This window comes from Rossellomorea sp. NPDC071047 (assembly GCF_050270195.1).
GTDB lineage: Bacteria > Bacillota > Bacilli > Bacillales > Bacillaceae_B > Rossellomorea.
On record NZ_JBNNJT010000001.1, the window covers coordinates 719,504 to 731,907 of the forward strand.

The window sequence follows — 12,404 nt, forward strand, 5'->3', positions numbered from 1 at the left end:
TAAAAGAGAGAGTGATTGCAAAGGTGATAATCCGGCAATCACTCTCTTCCCTTTAAGAAAAAGCAAAGTGAATTATGAATAATGCACAAAGGATGTACATGATCGGATGAACGTCTTTCCATTTTTTTAACGAGATCATCGCTAACGGATAAAGGATGAACCCTAATGCAATCCCGGTTGCAACACTGAAGGTTAAGGGCATCATAATGATTGTTACAAATGTAGGAATAACGATTTCCAAGCGACTCCAGTTAATATGCCTTACTTCGGTAGCCATTAAAGCACCGACAATAATCAATGCCGGGGCTGTCACTTCAGGTGTAATAACAGATAAAATAGGTGAAAAGAAAAGAGCAATAGAGAAACAAAATGCAATCACTATGGAAGTGAAGCCCGTTCTGCCTCCAACGGCTACTCCTGCAGAGGATTCTACAAAGGAGGCTGTCGTTGAAGTCCCAAAGATCGCTCCAGCGACTCCTGAAGCAGAATCAGCTAAAAGAGCTCTACCTGCATTCGGAATCTTATTGTCTTTCATTATACCCGCTTGACTGGCAACAGCAATCAATGCCCCCGCAGTGTCAAAGAATGCTACAAATAGGAACGTGAAGATCACCGCCATAATTTCAAGGGTGAAAATGTCTCCTAAATGAGTAAAAACAACTCCAAATGTAGGATCTAAGCTGGGAACCTTGCCAATAATGGAGTTTGGCACCTCGATCTTCCCGGTGATCATACCCATGACTGTGGTTGCGACCATTCCATAAAATATTCCGCCTCTAATACCTCTCACTAACATCATCAATGTAATAACAAATCCAAAGACTGCAAGAAGTGTAGCAGGAGAAGAAAGATTTCCGATTGAAACAAAGGTTTCTGGATTGGCAACAACAAGTCCAGCATTTTTAAACCCTATAAATGCTACGAAAAACCCAATTCCCCCTACAATCGCATATTTTAAATCCGGTGGAATGACATTGATGATTTTCTCGCGTATTTTCATGACACTTAAGATCATAAAAATTATGCCTGCCACAAATACTCCGGTCAGTGCAATTTCCCATGGAACGCCCATTCCGATACATACAGAAAAGGTAAAGAAAGAGTTAAGTCCCATGCTGGGTGCAATACCTATTGGGAAGTTTGCAAGTACCCCAATTAAGAGAGACCCTACAATCGCTGACAGGGCAGTAGCTGTAAATAATGCGCCTTTATCCATCCCTGCCTGACTGAGGATGATTGGATTGACGACAAGAATATAGGCCATTGAAAGGAAGGTCGTTATACCTGCTAACGTTTCTTTTCTATAAGTTGTTCTTCTTTCTGCATATTGAAAGAATGTTTTCATAAATAACCCTCCAAGTAGTAAATAAAAAGACTCTGGTCAAAAGTTAACCAGAGTCATATCCACAGGATAAAAATAATCGTGTTTTTTTATCTTGTAGACAAGCCATTTAAGGTAGCTGGTAGAAACGTTCAAGCCTTATTCTTGAACTTATACAAGGTGTATGAGAATTTGTTATAATTGAATTAGAAGCATCATATCAAGTCACTTTCATCAGGTCAATGGAACGACTAAATGTTCGTGAATTCATTATTTTCTAAATTGATGGTTTATTATAAAAATCGCCTCATGTACTATACATAATCACTGAAAAAAGCTATATTTAGTGAATACAAAACTTGAGTAGAGAGAACTTAAGTTAATAAGTAATTGAAATAGGAGGAACTAGTATAATGTCTTCTTTAAAACCAGGTACGGTAGTAGATTTATTCGTTGATCATGAAGTACCGTATGGTTTCTTTCTAACGAATGATTTAGACCGTGTGTTACTTCACCATTCTGAAATAACAGAAGAAATTCAAGAAGGAGATACTGTGAAGGTATTTCTTTATCATGATAAGGATGTTCGCCTGACTGCGACAATGCGAATCCCTAAAGTACAAGTAGGTGCTTACGGATGGGCTGAGGTAGTGGATAAACGGGAGGATTTAGGCGTTTTCGTTAACATTGGCCTTCCTAAGGATATTTTAGTCTCGGCAGATGATCTTCCTAAATTCCTGGAACTTTGGCCAAACCAGGGTGATCAGTTGTTTTTAACACTGAATCGTGATAAGCAGGACCGCTTATACGGACGATTAGCCACTGAAAATATCATTGAGCAGGTGTCTAGAAGAGCCTCTACAGAAATGATGAACGCTAAAGTGCAAGGACGGGTGTATCGACTACTTAGAGTCGGAACCTTCTTTTTATCCGAACAAGGATATCGATGCTTCGTTCACGAAAATGAACGCAAGGCGGAACCTAGACTTGGTGAGCTGGTTGAAGGGAGAGTCATCGACGTTAAGGATGACGGGAACTTGAATGTATCGTTCTTACCGTTAAAGCAGGACAAAATGCTGGATGATTCGGAGGTCATTCTCGAGTATCTGGAACAAAGAAATGGAGCCATTCCTTATTGGGATAAGAGTCTGCCCGAAGAAATTAAAGATCGCTTTAATATGAGCAAAGCTTCCTTCAAACGAGCCCTAGGAAAACTCATGAAGGAAGACCGGGTTTATCAAGAAGAAGGCTGGACTTACTTAAAAAAGTAACAATATTAACGGGAGGCTCGCCCAGAGGGGGTAGTCCTTCCTGGTTTTCTTGAACATATACAAAAGAGTGCTGACCATAACTGTCAGCACTCTTTTGTATTATGATTCTATTTGTTTAACATTTTGGTGGGCTTTCTGCATACTTACGGATTTAATAGGCAGGATCGTGCCTATCAATGCGATGAATGCACATCCGATCAAAACAGTTGAATATCCTGTTACTGCAATTGTAGATAACACTCCGAACACTACAAGGTCCAGTACGGAATCTACAATGGAAAGCAAGGAAATTGTTGTCGCCCTGATCCCGGACGGAATCAAATCATTGCTTAATTGAGCGTATATCGGGTAACGGATGGCTCGAACCAGTCTTAAAACGAAAAAAGATCCCAGAACAATCCATAATGATGAACCGAATAAAGCGGATAACAGTAAGCCTATTACCGCTAACAAACCAGATACACTCATAAGCTTCACCCTAGAAACCTTTGCAGTCATCCACCCAATGGAATTAGAAGCAAAATAACCCATGACTGCCGAAATGGCATAAAAAACGCCAATTAAATAAACAGGCAATCCTGCCTCCTTCATCAAGGGCTGATCGAAGTATTGATAAACAGCTCCTGCAGGTATGAAGACCAATGTTACGTTTAGGAACATCAGCGAAAGCTCCGGTGCTTGACGAATCACGCGCAGACCACTTTTAATTTGAGAAAAAGGATTCTCTCTTTTGAAGGAGTCCATAGAGGGCTGCTTAATTTTGAGAACGAAGAATATCTCTATTAAATGGAAGACCAAGCCTAAGATAATGAGTAAATTAAATTGGCTGTCAGCTAAATCTTTAGCTAAATAAGAACCGAATATAACCGCAATCAACATACTGATAAATGTAGCAGATTGAATTTTGCCCATTGCGTGATCCATGCGATTTTCTTCATTGGATTCTTTGAGTGAGTCATAAATTAGTGCCTCATCAGCCCCGGAAAAAAAAGTCACGCTAAACCCATTTATAAAGCTGTATAAGAAAAACATCCAAGGATCATAGGCAAATAAAAGAAGCACGATACTAATGATTTTAAGAACAGAACCTAACAAGAATGAATACTTTGCCCCAAACCGGTCAGCAAACATCCCGGTTGGAACTTCTCCAATTAAAACAGCTCCACTCCAAAACATGAGTAGAATCAAAATTTGAGAAGAAGTTAAACCTCTTTCAAAATAGAATAAAGTCAAGACTGGTTGAAGAAAACTGATCGTACCAAAAAAAGAAATCCAAAATAGCATCCGGATATTATGGGATGCAATCGTCGTTCGTTTGTCCATATATGTCTCCTACTTCCTAATAATGTACTATTTGTCCTGGAAGAAGGAGCGTCGTTTCATGTATAAGGAACTTAAACGTTCACTCCTCCTTGAAATGTTGAAAGTGTTTTGAACGTTTTTTGCATGTTATTTCCTCCTCATAATTGATGCAACTAGTTTAGCATAATGGTGGGAAAAGAAGAGACTTAAGTGTTCGACAAATATCTACATGGGGTTATATGGACCAAGGAGGGGGAAAAGAAGAGGGAACCGAGCAAATCGGGTGATGCATGGCTATTGATGTGGAGGACTTCCTCGGTTCTTATCATTAAAATGGTCTAATTTTTATAAATTTATTCACTATTTGTAAAATGGTTAAAGATATGGTGACTGAGATTTCTTGATGGGCGAGATTTTGACGGGGAATATTTAGCCATTATCTTAATGATCCTTATACGATTGTAGCGCTGCACGAGAATAAGGGGCAGGTTAAATAAAATTCCGTATAGGAACATGATCCCGGACTCGATTCCATTATTTAAAATGAAAAAGAAAGGTGCTGGTATCATTTGCAGCCAGTGGGATAATTCGGCACGATTCAATTCGAGGAGGAAGGTGATTCGACCCTGTTGAGAAGTGAGGCCGATTTCATTCTTATTTATGCCACCACGAAACCATCTCCCTGCATCAGGTATATATTTCTTCCATTTTTTAATCTTCAAAAATCGAAATATTCCACCCCCGGCTTCCATTTCAAGAGGATGAAAGAGGGGGGACAAGCTTTGGAGTTGTTTGGTGGTCAATCTGGATGTCATAAAGGAAATAACGAAATGAATACTTACCCAAGCAAAAATATTTAATAGGATGATCATTTCATCCTTTCATCCTTCCCTTTGTCTAAATAAATGTATCGATCCTTCCACTTCGTGTTTTTCGTCAAAAATGTTGTAAACACCGAGTGGAAAAATGTCATCACGAAGAATAGAATATGGACGGGAAATAGAAGCGTCTCAAAAATGGTGAAATTTCCAATTCTGCTAAGAATGAAATACAAGTAAACACTTAAACACAAGTACTGAATCATATAAATATATGGGTCTGTCCATATCATTACCGGCGAATGTATGACAAAGGAAGAGAGTGAGGTAATCCACAAAGAGGATAGAGCCAAAAGGATGATGTTTGTCGATTTTGCCCCGGAAGCGAAACTCTTCGACCAACCGTGGAATAACTCACTTAACCCGTTCCCATACATTCTCATGGATATGGCATTTCTCCCGCTGGCTGCTTCTACTAATTCTCCACATTTCTTTGCGCGTTGACTTAAAGCAAAATGCTCCACCATATCCCCTTTGATTGCTTCGTGCCCACCAATTCGCTGATATACAGCTCTTGAACACAGGAAGCACTGTCCAAATCCACCCGAAGGCTTGACCAACCCGGAAAAAAGATGAGTTACACTTGTAGCGGCGAATACCATTAAATGAAACATCATGGATAAAGTCTCATATCCACTTTTCATCTTATGATAGGGATGAATGCTCAGAACTCCCTGACATTGCTGTTCTTGATAAGTCTCACATAGTCTAAGAAGTCCTGCTTGCTCGAACCATGTATCTGAGTCAACAAACAGTAAGAATTCACCCTTTGCTGCTTCCGCCCCATTCCAACAAGCCCAGGATTTTCCGTTCCATCCATTTGGGAGAGGGGGAGTATCCACGACTGTTGCACCGAACTCTTCAGCTATTGCTTTCGTTCGATCCTTCGATCCATCATTTACCACGATCACTTCAAACGGCTGAATAAATTGCTTCTGAATACTCGATAATAGATTTCCGATAGTCTGTTCTTCATTTCTGACAGGAATGATAATGGAGCATTTTTTTACGAGAAAACTATTCCTTACATGAATGGACTTTTTGACTGTAGGGATTCTAGTAAAAAGGAAAACGGTAAGAATAATAGACCCTAACCAAATATACATTTTTTCACCCTCTGATCTTTTGGTTTTTATCGACATTTTAACCATTTTCGTTAAAGGTGATACCTTTTTTCATATGAAATGGTTGTTTTGTGTGTATAAATTCATGTCAAATTTGTTTGAAGTCAATCAAAATGGGCACAATGGAAAGCTGAATAGGCGATTCACTAGAGAACGATCTTTCTCGTAAGGAGGAAATGAAATGAAGAAGAAAGTGATAGTAGTAGGTGGCGGATTAGGAGGTATGTCAACAGCGATCCGTCTTGCCTCAGAAGGATATGACGTGACCATTGTTGAGAAAGGGGAAAGACTTGGCGGAAAATTAAATAAAAGAGAAGGAAAAGGCTTTTCTTTCGATACAGGACCATCGATCCTTACGATGCCGTGGGTACTGGAAAAAGTCTTTGCTCATGCAAGCCGTGATCTGAATGATTATGTGGATATTATCAGAGTGGAGCCGGGCTGGAGGACATTCTTTGAAGACGGTAAGGTTCTGGATATATCTTCGGACCTTCCAACGATGTTAGAAGAAATGAAAAAGACATCCATGGAGGATGCGAATAACTTCTTTAACTATTTAAGCTACTGTGGAAAAATGTATGAGCTCACAATGAAAAGCTTCTATAAAAAGAGCATCAATGGCTTGCAGGACCTACGCACGATGCATCCGGTCAAAGAATTACTGCAAATGGATCCGATGAAATCCATGGATGCTGCAAATCGTAAATTCATTAAAGACAAGCATTTGCTGCAGCTATTTAATTTCCTGGTCATGTACGTCGGTTCGTCACCTTACCATGCACCAGCCATCATGTCACAGCTTACACATGTTCAGTTGGGACTGGGAGTCCATTACGTAAAAGGCGGAATGTATAAAATTGCAGAGGCAATGGCAAAGGTGTTGGAGGAACTCGATGTAGAGATTCGCTTAAATTGTGAAGTTGAGGATATTCTTACCACTGGCAGCCGTGCTGAAGGAATACGTACGAAAATAGGAGAAGAGTTGATGGCGGACATCGTTGTATCGAATTTAGAGGCGATCCCTTGCTACAAATCCCTTTTGGCTGACTATCATGAGTCTCCTAAGGAAGTCGAGGAACTAAGTAAGTATGCCCCTACGGTCTCAGGGTTGGTACTGCTGCTAGGGGTAGATCGTAAATATGATCATCTTGCTCACCATAACTTCTTTTTCAGTAAGGACCCTAAAAATGAATTCAGGCAAATCTTCGATGAGAATAAACTGGCTGATGATCCGACGATTTATATTGGGATCTCGTCGAAATCGGATCCCGCACAGGCTCCTGAAGGAAAAGAAAACCTGTTTGTGTTGACACACGTGCCACCATTAAAAGAGGGTGAGGATTGGACTCAATACAAAGAAACTTATCGACTCAAAGTGCTGGATAAGTTGGAGAAAATGGGCGTAACAAATCTAAGGGATCATATTGAATACGAATATACCTTCACTCCTAACGACCTTCAAACCCTTTATGGGGCGAATGGTGGTTCAATCTATGGTACTGTCACAGACCGTAAGCTTAACGGAGGCTTCAAGATTCCGAATAAGAGCAGAGTGCTCTCTAATATGTACTTCGTGGGAGGTTCAACCCATCCAGGTGGAGGTGTGCCGATGGTCACACTTTCGGGACAACTGACAGCGGAACTGATCATTAATGAGCAAGTGAAGGTGAATCGATTCATTGGTTAATATGAAAAGGTGAAGGTTAAATTTAAATAATCTTCACCTTTTAGGCTTTTACTGCTTTTCTGAAGAATGATTATCTACGGTATCCGAGTTATTTACATTCTCTTCATCTTCATCAGGATAGGGGTCAAAGAAATTGACGACTTTCCCTGGACCTTCAAACCCGATAACCTGCTCTTTATCTTCTGGGTTTTTCTCATTTTTCTTCATACAAAAACTCCTTCCTGCCATTAGTTTGGCGAAAGGAGTTTTTTTCATCCCACTATTTAGTTCTTCCAATGATTATCTATAAATTGATCGCGACCTGATTTTGCCCGGTCTTGTTTATATTCATCTGGATTTTTCTTGTAGAATTTTTGATGGTATTCTTCTGCCGGATAGAAAGTGGAGGCAGGAAGAATGCTTGTGACGATAGGCTTCTTGAATCGTCCACTATTTACTATATCGTTCTTCGTTTTTTCAGCTAATTGTTTTTGGTGTTCATTATGATAGAAAATAGCTGTACGGTACTGATCCCCGCGGTCATGGAATTGTCCTCCATCATCCGTTGGGTCAATCTGAGGCCAGTATAGCTCTAATAATCTTTCATAAGGGAACAAATCAGGATTAAATGTGATTTGAACAGCTTCGTAATGTCCACTATTTCCTGCTTTTATATCTTGATATGTTGGGTTTTCAAGTTGGCCACCTGAATAACCCGACACGACATCAATAATTCCCGGTAATTCATCAAATGGCTTTACCATACACCAAAAACAACCACCTGCAAAGGTAGCGATTTCTTTTTTTTCATTCATTGCTGAACCTCCTGTACCTTATGTGCTCCTCTAAAGCAGTAAAGCGATTGCTTGAAACAGATTTTATCACGAAATAATGGAGGGGACAATCTATTAGCTTGAAGTTTGCACCTGGATTGATTCGAAAAGAAGGATTCCTGCTATTTTCAGCAAAGTTTATCAAATTTCATTCACTATCCATAGAATCTTGTGTATAATTCTGTTGAACGGAACAATTACATACGACATGAAATCAGGTGAAGCGGAAGTGACGATACTTCTTTGCTTCATAATAGGGAAGTTGGTGTAATTCCAACGCGGTCCCGCCACTGTAAATGGAAGTGAGCTGTATGAATGCCACTGTACCAATGGGTATGGGAAGGTGCAGCGAACAATGACCATGAGCCAGGAGACCTGCCTGATTTCTTTCGCACCAAATCTACGCGGATAGAAAGGTGTAATATGCATATTTAACGGTTTAAAGCCTTTTATGCATCTTACACAGCATCTCTAGTCCACTGGAGATGTTTTTTTGTCTGGGAATAAGTTCATTTACAGGAGGAAAACGTATGAAACACACATTCAAAATCATTCTCGTACTAATAGTATCTCTAGGACTCCTTTCAGCTTGCGGTACTGACGATGAAAGTGTAGAAAAGAATAAAAATAGCGGGGAAGCAAGTCAGGGACAATCTGCTTTTCCTTTGTCAGTAAACGACGCCTTGAATAATAAAGTCACGCTGGATGAGCAACCTAAGCATATTGTTTCATTGATTCCAAGCAACACAGAAATCTTATTCGAGTTAGGGTTGAATAAGGAAATTGTAGGGGTTTCAGATTTTGATAATTACCCAAAAGAAGCAGCGGACAAAGAAAAAATAGGTGGAATGGAATTTAACGTTGAGAAGATTATCGGTTTGAATCCGGATTTGGTTCTTGCTCATGAGTCCACTGCTGTGTCGGCAGAAGAAGGGTTAGAACAGCTTCGAAGTGCAGGGGTAAAGATATATATCGTACGTGATGCCAATAGCTTTGAGGAAGTGTACACCACGATGAAAAACATCGGCACATTGGTCGGTAAGAAAGATGAAGCTGAATCCGTCATTTCTGAGATGAAAGCAGATCTAGAATCCATTAAGGAAAAAGTCAGTGGTGTATCTGAAAAGAAAAAAGTGTATGTAGAGGTTTCACCATCTCCTGACATATATTCGACAGGGAAAAATACTTTCATTGATCAAATGCTATCGCTTGTAAATGCTGAGAATGTAATGAGTGAACAGGACGGATGGGTTCAGGTAAACCAAGAGGCAGTCATCGCTTCCAATCCAGACGTCATCATTACAACATATGGTTTTTATAGTGAAAATCCTAAGGAACAAGTGATGGGCCGAGAAGGTTGGAAAGATGTAACCGCTGTAAAAAATGAAGATGTCCATGACGTACATTCAGATTTGGTGACACGTACCGGTCCGAGATTAGTTGAAGGAGTAGAGGAAATTGCAAAGTCGATCTATCCGGAGTTATTTGCAGAATAAAATATGGATAACATACGGGTTGGCTGTAACGTTTTTACTTTTCGCTCTCTTTACAGGCATTTCGATCGGAACCGTCTCTGTCCCACCGATGGATATTCTGTTCATCGTTGGAGCCAAATGGTTTGGATTCCCTATACCGGGAGAAATTGATCCAATGTTTGCAAATATAGTGTACTCCATAAGATTGCCCAGAGTATTACTGGCATTATTGGTTGGCAGCTCCCTGGCAATTGCAGGAGCTTCTTTTCAAGGACTATTGCGCAACCCGCTTGCTGATCCATATACATTGGGTGTGTCTTCAGGAGCATCGGTCGGTGCTGTTATTACGTTGTTCTTTAATTGGAGCATTCCGTTCATTGGGAAGTTTACGCTTCCCTTTCTCAGTATTCTTTGTTCGATTATAACCGTCTTCCTAGTATTATGGTTTGCACAGAAGGTTGAAAGAACTATGAAAGTTGAAACCATCATATTGACTGGAATTATTTTCAGCTCTTTTTTAGGTTCCTTTATATCCTTAATGATTGCCCTGACGGGAGAGGAATTAAGACAGATTATCGGTTGGCTACTTGGAAGCGTGTCCATGAGAGGGTGGGATTACATTACGATAATATTCCCCTTTTTCTTAATTGGAGTGATCGTTTTGTTCCTCAATGGCAAGGAACTGAATGGCATGAGTTTTGGTGAAGAACAAGCCCATCACATCGGAATATCCGTACAAAAGAGAAAACTCCTTATCTTAATTGCTGGAAGTATCCTGACGGGAGCGGCTGTCGCCGTTTCAGGTACAATTGGATTTGTTGGGCTCGTAATTCCTCATTTTCTAAGAAGGATAGTAGGGCATGACCATAGACATTTACTTCCTTTGTCCATCATTGTTGGGGGAGGCTTTCTCGTGTTGGCTGATCTCATTTCAAGAACCATCATTGCACCAACCGAGCTTCCGATTGGAGTGATAACAGCTCTTATTGGTGCCCCGATGTTTGCTTATATTCTCCTGAAGAAAAGAGGGCTTTCATCATGATAGATGTAAACGGTGTTACAGTAGGATATAACGATAAAATAATCGTGGAAGACATGAATTTTCATATAGATGAAGGAGAATTCTTTGGGATTCTTGGACCTAACGGAAGTGGAAAGACGACGCTGTTAAAAGCCATGACGGGTCTGCTTCCATTAATGGATGGAAGCATAAGGTTGAAAGGAAAAAAACTGCATCATTTTTCTTCAAGGGATCTAGCCACACAGGTAGCGGTACTTCCTCAGATATCGACAGAATCCTTTTCCTATGAGGTGAGGGAGACGGTTATGCTGGGGAGATATGCTCACCAAAAAGGTCTCTTTAAAGGAACGACTGAACGGGATACTGAAATCGTGGAAAAGGTAATGGATCAAACGGGCATTACGTCCTTTCAGCACCGCTTCCTTCATGAGCTGTCAGGGGGAGAACGACAGAGGGTATTCCTTGCCCAGGCACTCGCTCAAGAGCCACAGGTGTTGTTGCTTGATGAACCCACTAATCATCTCGATCTTTCATATCAGAAGGCATTGTTGGATTTAATAAAAAATCAGACAATACACGAAAAATTAACGGTAATCGCAATCTTTCATGACTTAAACTTAGCAAGTTTATACTGTGATCGCTTACTGCTCTTAGACAAAGGAAGAACCAAACTTCTCCACCACCCGGAAGAGGTTCTGAAAGAGAAACATATAGAAGAGGTGTATGATACGAAGGTTCAGAAACAAGCTCATCCTTTAGTTGCAAAACCTCAAATGGTCATTGTTCCCGAGGAGAGTGCGACAGAGAACTTTGTGTTAGATGACAGTTACCTAAACGTGAGAGAAGAATACATACATTTCTCTGCCCCTTACCCTTTAAAATGCATGTCCTCAGGAATTATTGGTGCAGGAATCGGGTGGTACAGTCACTTTATCAATCGTAGAGTCCCTGCAGATTATGACTGCTCAGATTACCAAGAAGATATGAAAGAATTTCTTGTTCAGAAAGACCTGGACCCCTCATTTTCTGTAGGCATGATGACGGCGCTTCCTTTAAATAATATGGTATGCGAATCATTCGAAGTTCAGGGGCATTCCGTATTCGTCGTAGTGACAGCCGGTGTCGGAAATGCGATTGATGTCTCGACAAGTTATCAATATGATATTGATTTAAGGCCAGGGACGATTAATACATGGGTGTTCATAAATGGGAATCTTTCAGATGAAGCATATATAGAAGCCCTTGTAACCTCAACAGAAGCGAAAGTGAGGGCACTTCATGACATGAATGTGAGGGACAGAAGAACTGGTCAACTTGCAACCGGCACACCGACCGACAGTATTCTGATCTCCTCAAGTCAACAAGGAGAGCTGGAGCCGTTTGCCGGGCCGATTACACCGATAGGGAAGTTGATTGGGCGCGGTGTGTATGAGGTAACAAAAAAAGCCATTGAACGCTATTTGGATCAAACAGAGTAGAATCTTTTCAATAAAAAGGTTATTGAGGAGAGGGG

At 40.5% G+C, this 12,404-nt stretch carries 11 protein-coding genes and 2 riboswitches; of the genes, 5 read left to right on the top strand and 6 right to left on the bottom strand.

The window, feature by feature from the left end:
- Positions 1–52: 52 nt before the first annotated feature.
- Positions 53–1,345, bottom strand: coding sequence for an NCS2 family permease (locus tag ACQKFO_RS03775; RefSeq protein ID WP_427596957.1), 1,293 nt, complete (start codon positions 1,343–1,345; stop codon positions 53–55).
- A gap of 74 nt (positions 1,346–1,419) precedes the next feature.
- A riboswitch (purine riboswitch) is annotated at positions 1,420–1,520 on the bottom strand.
- Between the two features lie 214 nt (positions 1,521–1,734).
- Between ACQKFO_RS03775 and ACQKFO_RS03780 the strand changes: the two genes are divergently transcribed.
- Positions 1,735–2,592 (top strand): CvfB family protein, encoded by an 858-nt coding sequence (locus ACQKFO_RS03780; RefSeq protein ID WP_427596958.1) that lies wholly within the window; start codon positions 1,735–1,737, stop codon positions 2,590–2,592.
- 99 nt (positions 2,593–2,691) lie between these two features.
- Here ACQKFO_RS03780 and ACQKFO_RS03785 read toward each other — a convergent pair whose 3' ends face one another.
- From ACQKFO_RS03785 to ACQKFO_RS03795, 3 genes are all read right to left on the bottom strand, one after another.
- Entirely contained in the window at positions 2,692–3,915 is a 1,224-nt protein-coding gene (locus tag ACQKFO_RS03785; RefSeq protein WP_427596959.1) for an MFS transporter, read from the bottom strand.
- 332 nt (positions 3,916–4,247) lie between these two features.
- Complete coding sequence (locus ACQKFO_RS03790) at positions 4,248–4,766, bottom strand: hypothetical protein (protein WP_427596960.1); 519 nt, start codon at positions 4,764–4,766, stop codon at positions 4,248–4,250.
- A complete protein-coding gene (locus tag ACQKFO_RS03795) occupies positions 4,763–5,878 on the bottom strand; it encodes a glycosyltransferase (protein WP_427596961.1) in 1,116 nt (371 codons plus the stop codon). Before ACQKFO_RS03795 ends, ACQKFO_RS03790 begins: the two co-directional genes overlap by 4 nt.
- 199 nt (positions 5,879–6,077) lie before the next feature.
- Between ACQKFO_RS03795 and ACQKFO_RS03800 the strand changes: the two genes are divergently transcribed.
- Positions 6,078–7,583: a phytoene desaturase family protein gene (locus ACQKFO_RS03800; RefSeq protein WP_427596962.1), complete on the top strand. Its 1,506-nt coding sequence runs from the start codon at positions 6,078–6,080 to the stop codon at positions 7,581–7,583.
- A gap of 48 nt (positions 7,584–7,631) precedes the next feature.
- Here ACQKFO_RS03800 and ACQKFO_RS03805 read toward each other — a convergent pair whose 3' ends face one another.
- Both ACQKFO_RS03805 and msrA read right to left on the bottom strand, forming a co-directional pair.
- Positions 7,632–7,790, bottom strand: a complete 159-nt coding sequence (locus ACQKFO_RS03805) for a hypothetical protein (protein WP_427596963.1) — start codon at positions 7,788–7,790, stop codon at positions 7,632–7,634.
- A gap of 56 nt (positions 7,791–7,846) precedes the next feature.
- A complete protein-coding gene (gene msrA / locus ACQKFO_RS03810) occupies positions 7,847–8,377 on the bottom strand; it encodes a peptide-methionine (S)-S-oxide reductase MsrA (protein ID WP_427596964.1) in 531 nt (176 codons plus the stop codon).
- A gap of 217 nt (positions 8,378–8,594) precedes the next feature.
- A riboswitch (cobalamin riboswitch) is annotated at positions 8,595–8,792 on the top strand.
- 133 nt (positions 8,793–8,925) lie between these two features.
- Between msrA and ACQKFO_RS03815 the strand changes: the two genes are divergently transcribed.
- The 3 genes from ACQKFO_RS03815 to ACQKFO_RS03825 are packed head-to-tail and all read left to right on the top strand — an operon-like array spanning position 8,926 to position 12,369.
- Positions 8,926–9,891 (top strand): ABC transporter substrate-binding protein, encoded by a 966-nt coding sequence (locus ACQKFO_RS03815; RefSeq protein WP_427596965.1) that lies wholly within the window; start codon positions 8,926–8,928, stop codon positions 9,889–9,891.
- On the top strand, positions 9,854–10,912 hold the full coding sequence (locus ACQKFO_RS03820) for a FecCD family ABC transporter permease (RefSeq protein WP_427596966.1): 1,059 nt from the start codon (positions 9,854–9,856) through the stop codon (positions 10,910–10,912). The genes ACQKFO_RS03815 and ACQKFO_RS03820 overlap by 38 nt, the downstream gene beginning before the upstream one ends.
- Positions 10,909–12,369, top strand: a complete 1,461-nt coding sequence (locus tag ACQKFO_RS03825) for an adenosylcobinamide amidohydrolase (RefSeq protein WP_427596968.1) — start codon at positions 10,909–10,911, stop codon at positions 12,367–12,369. The genes ACQKFO_RS03820 and ACQKFO_RS03825 overlap by 4 nt, the downstream gene beginning before the upstream one ends.
- Positions 12,370–12,404 lie beyond the last annotated feature (35 nt).